This window comes from Micromonospora sicca (assembly GCF_003172935.1).
GTDB classification, from domain to species: domain Bacteria; phylum Actinomycetota; class Actinomycetes; order Mycobacteriales; family Micromonosporaceae; genus Micromonospora; species Micromonospora sicca.
The window spans coordinates 1-14,100 of sequence record NZ_QGKS01000175.1 but is presented as its reverse complement, the minus strand read 5'-3'; the positions used below and the strand labels follow the sequence as shown (position 1 = coordinate 14,100).

At 69.5% G+C, this 14,100-nt stretch carries 16 protein-coding genes and 2 pseudogenes; 13 read left to right on the top strand and 5 right to left on the bottom strand.

The features are described 5' to 3' along the window. Positions 1–200: 200 nt before the first annotated feature. Positions 201–2,285 (bottom strand): NPCBM/NEW2 domain-containing protein, encoded by a 2,085-nt coding sequence (locus DKT69_RS09725; protein ID WP_201749561.1) that lies wholly within the window; start codon positions 2,283–2,285, stop codon positions 201–203. Positions 2,286–2,981: 696 nt separating this feature from the next. Here DKT69_RS09725 and DKT69_RS38225 point away from each other — a divergent pair. Beyond that, positions 2,982–3,140: a type 2 periplasmic-binding domain-containing protein gene (locus DKT69_RS38225; RefSeq protein WP_161557790.1), complete on the top strand. Its 159-nt coding sequence runs from the start codon at positions 2,982–2,984 to the stop codon at positions 3,138–3,140. A 190-nt stretch (positions 3,141–3,330) separates the two neighbouring features. Here the strand turns inward: DKT69_RS38225 and DKT69_RS39625 are convergent, their stop codons facing one another. Together DKT69_RS39625 and DKT69_RS38895 are read right to left on the bottom strand one after the other, a co-directional pair. Next, positions 3,331–4,836: a ricin-type beta-trefoil lectin domain protein gene (locus tag DKT69_RS39625; RefSeq protein ID WP_236647468.1), complete on the bottom strand. Its 1,506-nt coding sequence runs from the start codon at positions 4,834–4,836 to the stop codon at positions 3,331–3,333. Between the two features lie 249 nt (positions 4,837–5,085). Then, positions 5,086–5,235, bottom strand: a complete 150-nt coding sequence (locus DKT69_RS38895; protein ID WP_201749560.1) for a hypothetical protein — start codon at positions 5,233–5,235, stop codon at positions 5,086–5,088. Positions 5,236–5,488: 253 nt separating this feature from the next. Between DKT69_RS38895 and DKT69_RS09715 the strand changes: the two genes are divergently transcribed. The 4 genes from DKT69_RS09715 to DKT69_RS09700 all read left to right on the top strand — a co-directional run bounded on the left by DKT69_RS09715 (position 5,489) and on the right by DKT69_RS09700 (position 7,710). After that, the gene (locus tag DKT69_RS09715; protein WP_201749559.1) at positions 5,489–5,791 is read left to right on the top strand and encodes a hypothetical protein; all 303 of its coding nucleotides are present in this window, start codon (positions 5,489–5,491) and stop codon (positions 5,789–5,791) included. Between the two features lie 169 nt (positions 5,792–5,960). After that, a complete protein-coding gene (locus DKT69_RS09710) occupies positions 5,961–6,395 on the top strand; it encodes a hypothetical protein (RefSeq protein WP_109801254.1) in 435 nt (144 codons plus the stop codon). Between the two features lie 343 nt (positions 6,396–6,738). Next, the gene (locus DKT69_RS09705) at positions 6,739–7,197 is read left to right on the top strand and encodes a hypothetical protein (protein ID WP_109801253.1); all 459 of its coding nucleotides are present in this window, start codon (positions 6,739–6,741) and stop codon (positions 7,195–7,197) included. 60 nt (positions 7,198–7,257) lie between these two features. Next, a complete protein-coding gene (locus tag DKT69_RS09700) occupies positions 7,258–7,710 on the top strand; it encodes a ribosomal maturation YjgA family protein (RefSeq protein ID WP_109801252.1) in 453 nt (150 codons plus the stop codon). A gap of 80 nt (positions 7,711–7,790) precedes the next feature. Here DKT69_RS09700 and DKT69_RS09695 read toward each other — a convergent pair. Beyond that, positions 7,791–7,985, bottom strand: a pseudogene (locus tag DKT69_RS09695) (transposase); the annotation flags it as partial. Between the two features lie 16 nt (positions 7,986–8,001). Between DKT69_RS09695 and DKT69_RS09690 the strand changes: the two are divergent. The 3 genes and pseudogenes from DKT69_RS09690 to DKT69_RS41000 form a co-directional block, all read left to right on the top strand. Continuing rightward, positions 8,002–8,421 (top strand): annotated as a pseudogene (locus DKT69_RS09690) (DDE-type integrase/transposase/recombinase); the annotation flags it as partial. Between the two features lie 349 nt (positions 8,422–8,770). Beyond that, positions 8,771–9,238 (top strand): hypothetical protein, encoded by a 468-nt coding sequence (locus DKT69_RS09685; RefSeq protein ID WP_109801250.1) that lies wholly within the window; start codon positions 8,771–8,773, stop codon positions 9,236–9,238. A gap of 273 nt (positions 9,239–9,511) precedes the next feature. Next, positions 9,512–10,024, top strand: coding sequence for an HAD-IA family hydrolase (locus DKT69_RS41000; protein ID WP_109801249.1), 513 nt, complete (start codon positions 9,512–9,514; stop codon positions 10,022–10,024). A 4-nt stretch (positions 10,025–10,028) separates the two neighbouring features. On the opposite strand, the gene DKT69_RS09675 is transcribed toward DKT69_RS41000, so the two are convergent. Beyond that, on the bottom strand, positions 10,029–10,661 hold the full coding sequence (locus DKT69_RS09675; protein ID WP_109801248.1) for a TetR/AcrR family transcriptional regulator: 633 nt from the start codon (positions 10,659–10,661) through the stop codon (positions 10,029–10,031). Positions 10,662–10,736: 75 nt separating this feature from the next. Here DKT69_RS09675 and DKT69_RS09670 point away from each other — a divergent pair, with 75 nt between their 5' ends. The 5 genes from DKT69_RS09670 (at position 10,737) to DKT69_RS09650 (ending at position 13,899) form a co-directional block, all read left to right on the top strand. Then, positions 10,737–11,012 carry an antibiotic biosynthesis monooxygenase gene (locus DKT69_RS09670; protein WP_236647450.1) on the top strand — a complete coding sequence of 92 codons (276 nt, stop codon included), beginning with the start codon at positions 10,737–10,739 and terminating at the stop codon, positions 11,010–11,012. Then, positions 11,002–12,012, top strand: a complete 1,011-nt coding sequence (locus tag DKT69_RS09665) for an ATP-binding cassette domain-containing protein (protein ID WP_109801246.1) — start codon at positions 11,002–11,004, stop codon at positions 12,010–12,012. The genes DKT69_RS09670 and DKT69_RS09665 overlap by 11 nt, the downstream gene beginning before the upstream one ends. Next, positions 12,009–12,854 (top strand): ABC transporter permease, encoded by an 846-nt coding sequence (locus DKT69_RS09660; protein ID WP_109801245.1) that lies wholly within the window; start codon positions 12,009–12,011, stop codon positions 12,852–12,854. Before DKT69_RS09665 ends, DKT69_RS09660 begins: the two co-directional genes overlap by 4 nt. 35 nt (positions 12,855–12,889) lie before the next feature. After that, a complete protein-coding gene (locus DKT69_RS09655) occupies positions 12,890–13,363 on the top strand; it encodes a hypothetical protein (RefSeq protein WP_109801244.1) in 474 nt (157 codons plus the stop codon). Positions 13,364–13,437: 74 nt separating this feature from the next. Next, a complete protein-coding gene (locus tag DKT69_RS09650) occupies positions 13,438–13,899 on the top strand; it encodes an SAM-dependent methyltransferase (RefSeq protein ID WP_109801243.1) in 462 nt (153 codons plus the stop codon). Positions 13,900–14,100: the final 201 nt, after the last annotated feature.

Here is a 14,100-nt window from a genome sequence, read left to right as displayed (position 1 = left end):
CCCGCCGGCCGAAGCGCGCCCTGAACCGGTGCCGGAACGGCACGTGTGTACCGGGCGGCGATGGTGTCGCCGGGGGGTCCAGAGCCGCCGCTCGTGGCAGCGACGTGAGCACGGACCGGGAGGCCTCGTTCCCGCGGGTGATCGACCTGGAGAAAGCAGTCGCACCCAGATGAGGTCACCTGGGTGCGACTGTTTCCGGTTCAGCAGGTGGCGTTCAGGCCGGCCCAGTTGGCCCGGTCGTTGTAGCCCCCGTCGCCCGCGTCCCCGACCACCAGGTCGAGCACCCGGACGCCGGTCAGGTCGACGTCGACCTGACGGATGTCGTCACGGGTCAGCACGCCGGTGTCGAACAGCACCTGGCCGTCGCCGATCACCTGGAAGGTCGCGGTCGCCCCCTCCGGTCCGACGTTGCGCACCGCGTCGTCCAGACCGACGACCGCGGTCAGCCGGCTGCACTCCTTGCCGACGTAGTACCGGACCGTGGACGGCGAGGCTACGCCGATGCCGATCGGGTACACCTGGCCGAGCATGCTGATCGGCGACCAACCACCGACACTGAGGTCGACCGTCGGGCTCATCCAGCCGCTGGTGGCGCTGACCCACTGGTGATGCGACAACACCACCTCGCCGTCCGGCGGCGCCGGCGCCACCACCACCGCCGAGACCGTCGTCTGCCGCAGCCGTCCGTGCCCGAGCACCTCGTAGGACGTGGTGGCGGTCAGGGACGCGGCACCGGGTTCGGCCGAGGGCGGCAGCGCCACCGCAAAGGCGAAGGTGGCGGCGCGGCCGGGAAGCAGTTCGCTCGGCGCCTTGCTCAACGGGCGGACCGTCCAGCCGGCGGGCGTTGCCAATCCGACCTGCGGCGCGAACACCGGCCGCAGCCCGTCGTTGCGGACGACCACCTCGACCCGCGCCTCGTCGCCACCGGCGACCATCGGCACGTAGCCGTCCGGCACCGGGTCGGCGCCGACCCGCGTCACCTGCGGCAGGCCGGCGGTCACGTGCGGCACACCCGGTACGCCCGCGGCCGGGCCGACCCGGAACAATGCGGCGCCGTGGGCCGGAACAGCGGCGCTGATCGTGCCGGCGCTCTCGGTGATCTGATCGGTCCAGGCGTTCTCGACGGTGAACCGCGCCCCGGACAGGCCGACCGAGGCGGCCGTCGTGGTCAGCACCTTCGGGCTCTCGCCGCGGTTGAGCAGCACCACGGCCCGGTCGCCGTCGGCCAGGCGCTTCACCCACGTCTCCGTGGTGCCCGCCGGGCCGACCCGGACGGCCTGGACACCGGCGGCGTCCTGGTTGATCGCCAGCATGTCGGGGTCGGTGAGGATGTCGACGGAGGTCTGGCTCAGCTTGCGTACGTCGCTACCGATCACCAGCGGCGCCGCGGCCGCCGCCCACAGAGTCATCTGGGTCCGGAACTCCTCGTCGGTCATCCCGAGTCCCGGGGCGAGGTAGTCCGGGTCGTTGTAGTGGCCGGGCCCGGCAACCTCAGGATGCCGCGCGTTCGCGTCGTAGTTGCGCAGCACGTCCTTGAACTTGATGTCCCCGACGAAGCCCACGTCGGTGTAGGTCCGCCAGGACTGCGCGATCTCCGGTGCGTACGTCCAGGAGTACGTCGACTGCTGCTCCTCCGGGTACATGCCCCAGTCGGGCGAGGTCACCGGGTTGCACAGGTTGAAGATGATCGGACGGCCGCTGGCGTTGTTCCGCAGCGCCCGGGCGAACTCGGTGTAGACGGTCTTCGGGTCGAGGTTCGCGGCGATTCCGCAGAGGAAGTCCACCTTCACCGCGTCGAACTCCCAGGCGGCGAACTGGTCCGCATCGCGCTGGTAGTAGCCGCCGCTGCCGAGTCCGCACTTGCCGGGAATGTACGGTCCGGCGTCGGTGTAGATGCCCGCCCTCAGGCCCTTGGCGTGGATGTAGTCAACCAGCGGCTTCAACCCGTTCGGGAAACGGGTCCGGTCGGCCTGCAGGTCGCCGGCGGCCGTCCGCGGCTCCGGGTCCTGCCAGCCGCCGTCGAGCCAGACGATGTCGTAGCCGGCCCGAGCCAGGCCGCGGGAGACCAGGGCGTCGGCGACCTCCTTCACCGACTCCGCGAAGAAGTTGCCGCCGAGGCCGAAGTAGGTGTTCCAGCCCTGGTACGGCGTCGGGCTGAGCAGCTGCTGAGCTGCTGACTCCGCGCCACCGACAGTGCCGGCCGCCGGGCCGGCGTGAGCGGGTGTGGATGCGGTCAAGAGACTAACCGTGACGGCGAGCAGGGCGGTGGGTACAAGTCGTTTCACATCGGATTCCTTCGCTGCCGAGGAATGGGGGGGCGCCGCGTCGAGCTCCGTGCCGGCCACCTTCTGGACCTGCTCGTGCTCCGGCTGGACCTCGCCTCCGTGCCGCTGGGCGGCCAGCCCACCGGCACGGAAAGCCTGGAGCGGCACCGCGCGATCTGCGGCCGGTGCCGCGCGCGCGACGGTCCTGCTCGAGTCGGACACCTTCAGCGGGAGGCTGGAAATGTCTGACGTGGAGGTGACGCAGCCGTCGATGAGGGTCGCGGCGACCGGACACTCCGAGTCCGTTGCGGACGGCCCCCGATCGGCTGCCAGACCAGTCATGCCCGTGCTCCTGAGGTTTGTTTCCGGGATCTTGCCCCTGGCTACCGCAAGCTGTCAATATTAATTCCTAAATTATTATTTCTCTGCCGCCTGAGCCCCGTCCACATCCGACCCATGACCCCCCATGACCAGGTGGGGAGGACCGTAGGGCGGCGAAGACAGAGACAGAACCCAGGGAGGGAAGCGGGGCGAAGTGTGCGTGCGGGTGGTCTTCGGCTGCCAGGCGACTGGTGGCGAGGGTCGCCAGCAGCGCGCAGTGATTTCGGCAGGGCACGCCCCAGGACCAGCAGGGCCTCACCGAGATCGCCACGCCGTTGTTGCAGCTCTCCCCGCCACCGCGATCAAACACGCGGTCGCTGCCGGCAGTGGCCGGCCATGCTCAGCTCGCTGGCCGTCACCGCCGAGCTGACCGCCGCGACACTCGTCGCCGTACCCTTCGTGGGGCTGCCGCTGCGCCGCGACCCGCGTGCAGTCTGGGCGGCCGGGCTACAGCTCACGGGGCCCGCCCGGGATCTGTTCGCCCTCGCCACCTGACCGGCCCCGGCCCGCGCCGGTGGCGCCGACGCGTACGCCTTACCGGGTCCGGCTCAGCACCGGCGCAGACGGAGTCGGTTCCGGCCTGCCGGTGTGGCCCGGCGCGGAGCCGGGTCACGCCGGGCCGGATCGGAATGGGCGGGTCGGGCCGCCGCCGGCGGTATGACGGCGGCTGGCCCTGGCGGCGTGGTCAGGACGGGTTGTCGCCGTGGGTCAGGGTCTCCCAGGCGACGAAGAGGTTGTTGCTGCCGGCGGGGCGCTGCTGCATGGTCAGGGTCTGGGTGTTGGCCATCGCGTAACCGAGGCGGTTGGCCATCGCGTTGTAGCCGACCTCGGTGATCGGCCCGAGACCCCGGTTGAGACTGCCGCCGCAGAGCCAGGAGGGTGCCGGCTCGCCGAGCTGGTACTTCGAGTGGAAGCCAAGGGCGTGCCGCAACCGCTCACCGACCTGCGGATACAGGTCCCGTCCCTGAATCCGGGAGGTCTCCGCAATGTGCGAGATGGCGGAGATCCCGTAGCCGGTGTGGGTGAAGTCGCGGCAGGTCTCCTGGGCGAGGCCGGCGACGAAGGTCGACTGGCCGTGCCAGTAGTTAATGATCTCGCTGCTGGTGTCCAGCCCGCTGCCAGGCACCGTGTACGGCAGGGTGCCGTCACTGGGCAGGTAGATGAAGGCCCGGGTGCGGTTGAGGTAGCGGGTGACCGCCGCGTCGTAGCTGGCCTGGTCATCCAGGAAGACAGAGATGCCGACCGCGGCCTCCATCATGCTCAGCTCCCAGTTGCCGTTGCTGTTGGAGCCGTTGCGGACCACCGGCAGGTAGACGTTGCGCAGCATGGTGGTGAACCGGGTGGCGTTGGGCCAACTGCCGTACGTGTACCGGATGATCTCCGCGGCCCGGGGCCAGACCGAACCCGCCCAGCCGGTCTGCAACGGGGCGTTGCTGCCGGTGTGTGAAGTGATCGTCGCCGACCAGGCGTCCATGATCTGTATCGACTTCTGGGCGTACCGGCCGTCCCCGGTGAGGTACCAGGCGAGCGCGGTGGTGTATGCGGCGATGGCGTCTTCGCGCTCGTCGGTGCAGCCGTAGTTGGGGTTGGAGTAGGAGCCACACTCGACGACCGAGCGGGGCGCCGGGTTTCGCGACAGGTTGGCGTACCAGCTACTCATCATCTGGTTGTAGGCCGAGGCCCAGGGCTGCGCGCCGGCCTGCACCCGGGACCGGACGAAGTCGAGCTGGCTGCGGCTGACCAGTACCCCGGGGTGCGTGAACCCGCCCGAGGGGGGTGGGGTGCCATCGCCGGTGGGCAGCGTCCAGCTCTGGTTGGCGGCGCCGGTACAGGTCCAGATCTGCAGCGAGGTGCCGTCGGCCGAGCTCGGGCCGGTCGCGTCGAGGCACTTGCCGGAGGCCGGGTTCATCAATTGTCCGCTCGCGTACGACCACTGCTGTGCGCCGGTGCCGTTGCAGTCGTAGATCTGCACCTTGGCGCCGTTGGCGGTGCCGGCTGCGGCCACGTCGAGGCACTTGCCGAGCGCCCGCATCGTGCCGTCGTCGGCGACGGTCCACTGTTGCGCCGCAGTGCCGTTGCAGGTGAAGAGCTGCACCTGGGTGCCGTTGGCCGGGTTCGCCCCGGCGACGTCGACACACTTGCCGCCATACCCGGTGATGGCCCCCACGACGGCCGCGGATGCCGCGGGCATGCTGACCGTCAGGCTCGCGGGTATGACGAGCGTGGCCGCGGCGAGCGCCGCGGCCAACCGGATGCGGGGCCGAGAGGAAGCGGCCCCGGCCAATTGTCGCGCCATGTCCTGGTCCTTTCCGTGCAGAGCGGTCGATGCGGGACGGTCCGCCGAGGCGGCAGGCTGGTCACCGGGTTGGGCCGTAGCGGGTTGGCCCGTCGGTCGGTGGCGGGAGCTCGGCCGAGACTGCGGAGCAAGCTGTTAAGGAAGTTAATTATTGCGATAGAGTCGATCAATATCAATGTCTGGAGCGAGGGCATCCGCCATGGATGGGCTGCCGCGAAGCGCCTTGGGGCGGGATGCGGCTGCCTCGATCGCGGAGTCGTTGCCGTCGTTCCCGCCGCCGATCGCGATCGACACCTTGACGTTGTTGCCGGGGGCCTTCCCATTGTCGGGGGCTGCGCCGTACCGCCCGGCCGGCGCTGGATCGACCAGTCGCCGGGCCGGGCGTACTCGCCCACCGCCTGCTGCATGACGGTGAGACGGTGATGGGGATGCTGGTCGACCGTCGCGACGAGCTGGGCCGCGCACGCAGACCATCAACCGGTGCACCGGCTGCTGCTGGAGCTGTTCCCAGGCGGGGCAAAGCAGTTTCTGCCCGCACGGCAGGCACGTGCGCGACCATCAGACCCAGGGACATCGTGGGCAAAACCAGACGCCGCCTCGCCGTCGAGCCCATGGTGAACTCGAGGGCATCGACAAGAGAAACAAGGCCGCGGAGAAGGACCTCAAGGAGCTGGTGGTCGCCCGCAACTCCGCCCTGATGGACCTGCACGCGATCGGCCCCTCAGGCGCAGCCCGGCTGCTGGCAGACGTCGGGACCCTGCACATCATGGCCGTGGTCCAGCTGCGCAACCGCACCGAAGGGCGCGTACGGGGCACCGCGAAGGGATCCGCGGGAAGGAAGCAGCGGTAGCCCGGCAGCGGCTGCGGATCGTCGAGTACCACTTGTTGCAGGCAACCGGCGGGCGCCAGACCGTCCGGCCGGTCGCTGACCCGCATGCCCGGCAAAGCTCCACCGCTACCGACCGCCGCGGCCGGCGGCGCGAGCGGATGCGTCGGGCCATCCACTAACGTCCGGGGTTGTGGCAGCCAAAGCAGCGGGAGCGTTCCGTCGGACGGCGATCGAGCGATCAGACCAGCGCGTCGCATGGGAACGGACGGACCAAGCCTTCTTCGCTGCCGGAGCGTGTCACATCCTCGCCTGGGTCTGCCGAGATTCCTACCCAGACCGGCCGATCGAGATAGCGGCCTTGCGCTTCGCGGGCGACCGGCAGGTCTTTCACACCTACGCGATCTGGGATGGCTGGGCGCTCGACCACTCGGGCTGGAATCCCGAGCCGCAGTTGCTGATGGTCAACACAGACTTCGAAGGCCACCCGCTAGAGCGCATCAAGATCATGGAAAGTCTCGCCGAGTTCTGCGAGAAGCACCACCACCGCATGCCGAACCAGTATTGGCATGACCCGCTCCCCCGCGCTCGCGACTACGTGGGCCGATACATCCCACCCTGGGCCTAGCGCCTCCGGCGCACAATCGTCGGCCGGAGCAGGTGTTCACTTACTGGCCGCTGGTGACGCACCGTAACGCCTGGTCGGCGGCAGTTGCGGGTTCGACTTCGACCGCACGCAGCTGCAGGGGCAGCACCAGCTGGACATCCTGTGCTGCTTCCTGCGCAACATCAGCCGTCAGCTAGGAAAGCGGGTTCGTCTCACGCCGGAGAACACCCCAGACCGGCCCTTGATCATCTATTCACCACCGGATGATCGGTTCACCTGAACGTAGGACCGAGTCGTCATTGACCACGCCCACCGTCAGCCAGCCGATTGCGGCGGCATCAAGTGGAGCCGCGCCGGCGAGGTGATGTGGATCGACGCGAGTTTGCCGATCGCCGGGTACGGCCACAACGTCGGCGGGTACGGCGCGCGGCTCGGCCGACTCGCCGCCGACGTGTGGGAACACTTCGGCGCCGGCACCCGCCCGACCGTGCTGGACCTCGCCGCCTGGCACGCCTCGGCGCGGGTCGACCGGATCGTCGTCGCGCACGCCGACGACACCACCACGCAGGTGCCGGTCGGCCGCGGCGCGGAGGCCGTGGCCGCGGTCCGGGCGGCGGCGACCCGCGACGCCGGGGAGGGCGTGTCGCCGCTGCCCCGGGCGGCGAAGATGTTCGTCGCGACGGTGGACCAGGACCGGCTGGGGGTGCTCCTCGACGGCGAGGTGGCCGACGGCTCGACCGCCCTGCTGCTCGCAGGGCGGTCCGGGGCACCGTGGACGCTGGTGTCCGCCGCGGACCTGGCCGCCGGGCTCGTGCCGCTGTAACCGCCGGACCGGAGTCGACGCTCGGCCCGTACCGTTGGTGGGGTGGCTACCGTCGCCAGAATGTCGATCACGGCCCGTACGGTGCGGCTGCTCATGCCAGTGGCCGCGCTGCTGTTCCTGGGCCTCGCACTGCTGATCCGCGTCGTCGACGACGGGGCACTGCGGCAGTACTCCGGCACTGGGCTGTACGCGTCGATGGTCTGGGCCGGGGTGCTGTTCCTGTGGCCGCGGATGGCGCCGGTGCCGGCCGGGACGGTCGCCACCGTCTTCTGCTGGGTGGTGGAGTGCGCGCAGCTGACCGGGGTGCCGGCCGAGCTGTCGGCGCGGAGCCTGGCGGCGAGGCTGGCGCTGGGTGTGCAGTTCGACCCGGTCGACCTGGCCTGGTACCCGGCCGGCGTGGCTCCCCTGGTGGTGCTGCACCACCTGCTGCGCGCCCGGACCCGCCCCGCGTCGCGACCACCGCGCGACGTCGTCCCGCCACCGGCAGCCCTCCCGGTTGACACCCGTCCGTAGCTGCCATCGGAGCTGACCCGGCACCTCGCGGCTCACTGGTGGCAGGAGTGTCGCCCTTCCCATGCACCACGCCGTCTGGTGCGGTAGACGATGGTGTCGTTGCGGTTGCCCGGCTGCGGCTCGCTGATGGCGATGACGAGGCGGGTGCTGGCGTCGATGGCGACCTGCAGGTTCGTCGAGTAGCGGTAGTTCTTGCTCGGTGCGGCGAGACGGTGGTCCCGGGTAGGGATGAGGGTGCCGTCGACGATGGCGATCTGGTCGACCGGCCGCCGGCGTACCCGGGGGCCAGGTTACGTGTACCGGGCCATCGACCAGCACGGCCAGGTCATCGACGTGCTCGTCTCCGCCCGCCGTGACGCCGCCGCAGCCCGGCGGTTCTTCCGGCGAGTACTGGCGACGGTGAAGGTGACGCCGTCCGAGGTGATCACCGACGCGGCTGCGATCCATCCCGGCGTGCTCGACGAGCTGATCCCACAGGCGTGGCACCACGTCGAGCAGTATGCGAACAATCCGATCGAATCCGACCACGGCCAGCTCAAGCACCGACTCAAACCGATGCGAGGGCTACGCAACGACCGAACAGCTCAAACAATCATCGCAGGGCATGCCTTCGTCCAGAACCTCCGCCGCGGACACTACGAACTCGCCATCGATTCCCCACCCGCCACTCGGGTGGCCGAGGCTTTCACCGAGCTGGCCCAGGCGATCTAACCAGCGCTCCCAGCGCGATTCACCGTGTCTACCGAACCGGTAATGCAACAGTCCCCGCAGGCGGGGCCGGGCGCGCACCGTGTCTCCACCCCGCACCACACCAACCGTCAAACGACCCCCGGCCAAGGGTTGCTCCACGTCATGCTCGCCGCCCTGACTCACCTCGCAACCCTAGGGACCGCGCGGCCGCTGTTGAAATCAGGAGGTCGACCGGGATGAGGTGGTTCTTCCAGGTCCCCGTCCGCGGCGGCACCCCGCGAACGGGGTTGCGAAGATAAACGATCTTCGACGACACTTCCCCCCGACCGTCCCGCCCGACACCGGCGGGCCTGACCGCGCAGGGGAGCCCATGCAGCCGTTGCACCCGGAGCCGACCTCACGGCGCCCGCTCTGGACGTGGGCCGGCGCCGCCGCGGGGCTCGCACTCGCCCTCACCATGTTCCTCAACAACAGCGGACCGCGCACCGGCGCCGCTGCGAGCCGGCCCACCACGGGCACCTTCGTGGTCTCCGGCGCGGTGGTGCTCGGCGACGGCGCGTCCTTCACCAGGGACGACCACGGCGGCTGCGCCGGCACGGGCGCCCACGCCGACGTCGTCGACGGTGCCCCGGTGCTCATCACGACCACAGGCGGGTTGGCCGCCGGGAGGCTGACCGACCCGCGCGCGCTCACCGACGGCACCTGCCGATTGTGGTTCTCCGTCCGCGGGGTGCCGACCGGGCAGGACGCCTACCTGGTCATGGTCGCCGACCGGGACCCCCGCCAGTACGCCGAACAGGAGCTGACCGGCGCGCTGGTGAGCCTGCGCATCGACTGAAACCGGTCAGAGTCAAGGGGCAACAGAGGAGAAGCCCGTTACTGGCGGCTCCGGCGACGGGCTTCATAGCTGCAAATATCGATGATGCTTGTGCTGACGGACCTGTTCGTCCCAGACCTCTTGGTCGCAGTCCGGGTCCGGCGGGACACGCGCGTCGAGCGGCCGGATCAGCACGGAGCCGGCGCCGCCGGAGTCGGTCGGCGAGCGATCCTCGGGGCTTCCTCCTGGTGAGGTCTCTCCCCGCCCTGGCTTCCAAAGTCGCGAAGGCCGCCGGTGCGGGGCGACCTCGACGTGCGTGTGTCCGAACCCCTCAACTCGTCAGGCAGAGCCGTCCAGGTTGACTACCTGGCCGTCGAGGGTATCGGTGCTGGCACCGGTGGTGCCGGGTCGCGACACGCCCCACACCACGGCCGAGATTGCCGCCTCGGTCCTGATGAAGTGATCCGTAAGGCTGTCAGGTTGCGACTGGACGGCGCCTCTGACCTCGCCGCCTTCAGCGCAGTCGCCGCGCACCTCGGCGCCAAGGGCGGCGACACCCTCTTCATCGACGACAGTCCCGTGAACGTCGCGGCCGCGCGCGCATCAGGCTGGCATGCCGTCAGATTCCACAGCCCGAGAAACTCGAGCGGGTCCTGTCCGCCAACCGCACCGGCCCACCCTGAGCGGCGTCCCGCGTCCACTGGCTTCGCGACCACCAGCACGCCGGCATGTGGTGGTCCGAATGCCTGCAGCACGCCCGGCAGAGTTCCGTCAGCGGGAGGTCGCGCCGCAGGTGCCTCGCGATGACCGTCTAGGTGGAGCAGAGCTGGGGACGCAGGGTGTTGTAGGTCCACTGTTCCCATTGCTCGGGTGACCAGCCGCGGTCACGCACGAACAGCAGGTAGAGCTCGGTGCTCAGTAGGGCGTACAGGAGATCGGCGGCGGTTTCGGTGGAGACTCCCGGGCGCGCTCCCGGCTTGGCGACCAGGGCCTTCGCGGCGGCTGTGTGCACCTCGAACCTGGGGTTCTCGCCATGTGGCCAGAGCTGCGCGACGTCAGCGTCGGTCGCGGCAGCCGTGGCGACCATCTTCGTGATCACCGCGACCCGTTCCAAGATCTCGCGGGTGCCCCGGACGTGTGCCCTTAGCTGGGCGTCGGCGGTCGCCGCTGCCAGGGCGTCACGAAACCACGGTCGGTTCATCGTCGCGACCGGCTCGTCGTCCCCGGCGATGGTCACGTCGACGAGCTCCTTCAGTAGCGACCGCTTGTTGCCGAAGACGAAGTAGATCGTCTGCACGGCCACACCCGCGCGCGCGGCGACATCCTGCATGTTGGTCGCGCCGTACCCATGGTCGACGAACAGACCACGGGCGGCCTCCAGGATGCATCTCCGGGTCTCCGCGGCCTTCTGGGTCCGCTTGTTCACTCGCTTGACATCGGTCACCGCAATAGCGTACCTCTAGAAGTCGTCACTAGTGAACGCCTCTAGCGAAAGGCTCCAGAGATGCCTGTTGTAACGATGACCCGGTTCACGATCGATCCCGCCGATGCGGAGGAGTTGCGGGTCAGGCACGCCGCACTGGTCTCCGCCGTCAGGTCGGCGGTGCCCGGACTCGCCGAGGCGCGGCTCGGGAAGCTCGATGACGAGACCTGGATCGGGATCTGGCGGTGGGAGTCCGCCGAGGGGCTCCAGACGGCCCGCGAGATCGCGCCGACCCGGCCCGAGTCGACCGCGGCGTTCGCCCTGGCCAGGGACGTCACCGTGGAGCAGATGGAGATCGTCGATGAGCGGTGACCTGTCCACGCCGACCGACGGCGTACGGACCGAACCTGCGATCGAAGCCACCGGTCTGGTCAAGGCCTTCCGCACCGCCCGCGCCGTCGACGGGGTCGACCTCGTCGTACCCACCGGCGGCGTGTTCGGCTTCCTCGGCCCGAACGGGGCAGGCAAGACCACGACCATCCGCGTACTGGCCACCCTGCTGCAACCTGACGGCGGAACCGCGCGGGTGTTCGGCCACGACGTCGTCCGCGAGGCCGACCGCGTACGCGAACGGATAAGCCTGACCGGTCAGTTCGCCTCGATCGACGAGGAGCTGACGGGATCCGAGAACCTCATGATCCTCGCCCGGCTGCTCGGCCTCGGCAGGACCCAGGCCGGGGCCCGAGCCGACGAACTGCTGGACGGCTTCGGCCTCACCGAGGCGGGCGGCCGAACCGTCAAGACGTACTCGGGAGGCATGCGCCGGCGGCTCGACATCGCCGCGAGCATCATCGTCACCCCGGATCTGCTGTTCCTCGACGAACCGACCACGGGCCTGGATCCGCGCAGCCGTAACCAGGTGTGGGACATCGTGCGGGCCCTTACCGACGAGGGCACCACGGTGCTGCTCACTACGCAGTACCTCGACGAGGCCGACCAGCTCGCCGACCGGCTCGCCGTCATCGACCACGGCCGGATCATCGCGGAGGGCACACCCGCCCAGCTCAAGGCCTCGGTGGGGGCGGGAACCGTCCAGGTCCGCGTATTCGACCCGGCCCACCGGCCCGAGGCCGAACGGCTGCTGACCGACGTCCTCGGCACCACGGTCCAGACCGGACCCGACGACGACGCGCTGTCCGCCCGTGTCGACGGTCCCGGGCGCGCCTCGCTCGCCTTGGCCGGCCTGGCCCGCGCCGGAATCGACGTCACCACGTTCGCACTCGGCCAGCCCAGCCTCGACGAGGTCTTCCTCGCCCTCACCGGGCAACCGGCGCAGGCCGGCACCGACGCCCACCAGGAGCAGGCACCATGACCACAGCATCGACCACACATCACGCGCCGGGCTCGCCCGATCGGGCCCTCCGCGACGCCCTGTCGACCCGTCCACGGCCGCCTCGGACGAGTGCCCTGTCCGCGTCACTGACGTTCGCCCGCCGGGCCTTGCTGAAGATCAAGCACGTCCCGGAACAGCTCGCGGACGCGATCATGATCCCGATCCTGTTCACGGTCATGTTCACGTACCTGTTCGGCGGAGCCATGGCCGGCTCGACCCGCGAGTACCTCCAGTTCCTCCTCCCCGGCACCATGGTCTTCGCCGTGCTGCTCATCACCGTGTACGCGGGCGTCAACCTGAAGACCGACATCACCAGTGGCGTCATCGACCGCTTCCGCTCGATGCCGATCTGGCGCCCGGCCCTCATCGTGGGCGGCCTGATCAGCGACGCCGCCCGCAACCTGCTCGCCGCAGGACTGGTCGTCGCCCTGGGACTGGCCATGGGCTTCCGGCCCGACGGCGGCGTCATCGGCGTGCTGCTGGCGATCGCCCTCGTCCTCGCGTTCGCCTTCGGCCTGTCCTGGGTCTGGGCGTCGCTCGGGCTCGTCCTGCGCACACCGAGCGCCATCAGCGCAGTGAGCTTCCTCGTCCAGTTCCCTCTCACCTTCGCCAGCAACGTCTTCGTCGACCCGCAGACCATGCCCGGTTGGCTGCGGACGTTCGTCGAGGTCAATCCGGTCAGCCTGCTCGTGGACGCGGTACGCGGCCTCATGCACGGCACGGCCCAGGCTGGTCAGATCGGCGGGGTCCTCATCGCCTCCGGCCTGCTCGTGGCGGTCTTCGGGCCGCTGACCATGCATCTGTACCGCACCCGAACCTGACCCAGCCGCCGCAGGCCATCAGTTAGGAGTACCCCATGATCAAGCGCCTGCACGTGATCGCGGCAGCGACGGGCTTCGTGACGATCCTGGCGTTCTGGCTCTCGACCGTCCTCGCGGTGCTGCTCGGGTCGCACCACCAGATCGCTGACACCAGGCAGGCCGTCGTCTGGGGACTCTTCGTCCTCGTCCCCGCACTGGGGATCGCCGGGCTGACCGGATCCGCGACGGCCGGCAGCGCGACCAACCCCGGGATCGTCGCCAAGAAGCGCCGCATGCTGTTCATCGCGGGTATCGGGCTGTTGGTCCTGGTCCCCGCCGCGCTCTACCTCGACGGACTCGCATCACGTGGTGAGTTCGGCACGCTCCTCTACACGGTGCAGGCGGTCGAGTTGGCCGCCGGCGCGATCAACCTCGCGCTGATGTCATTCAACATTCGAGACGGTCGGCGGCTGGCGTCGGCAACCTCGAGCGTCGAGGTCCACCGGACCGACCGTTCCATCCGTACCTGACCGCAGCTCGGACAGGACCATCTGCCCAGCCGCCGGCCGCAAGCCGCCGGTGGTTCACGCCCGGAAGGTGAACTATGCATTTCGTCATGAACCCCATCGGCACTGTGCGCAACGACCGCACGGACAGCGCAGTGACAGACCATTGGGGAGCGGTGACCAGCACCATCGTCGTCGACGAACGGTTCGGTGACGAATGCCTGCTCGGCCTGGCCGACTTCTCCCACGTCGACGTCTTCTTCGTGTTCGACCGGACGACGGAACGGCCGGACTACCGGCCGCGGCGACCACGCGGCCGGGCCGATCTGCCGGAAGTAGGGATGTTCGCGGATCGCGGACCGCGGCGTCCCAACCGCCTCGGCATGACCACCTGCCGGATCACCTCCGTGAACAGCCGGGAACTCGAGGTGCTCGGACTCGACGCGATATCGGGCACACCGGTCATCGACATCAAACCCACCATGATCGAATTCCAGCCCACCGACGTTCGGCAGCCGCAATGGGTCGGTCGGCTCATGGCCGAATACTTCCTGCCGTAATCTCGCGCTACCACCGACATCCGGAGCTGGCGCAGGTCATTCTCGCCCTTGTTGCGGTCCTGCGACGGCGGGCGCCGCCCCAATCAGCTCGTGACCCTCAGCAGGGCCCGCGGCTGCGCCGCCGGCCCATGGTCGGACGCGTCTCATGGTGACCTCGCCTTCCGGGATGGTGGCGGTGTCAGGCCCGGGACGACGGAGAGC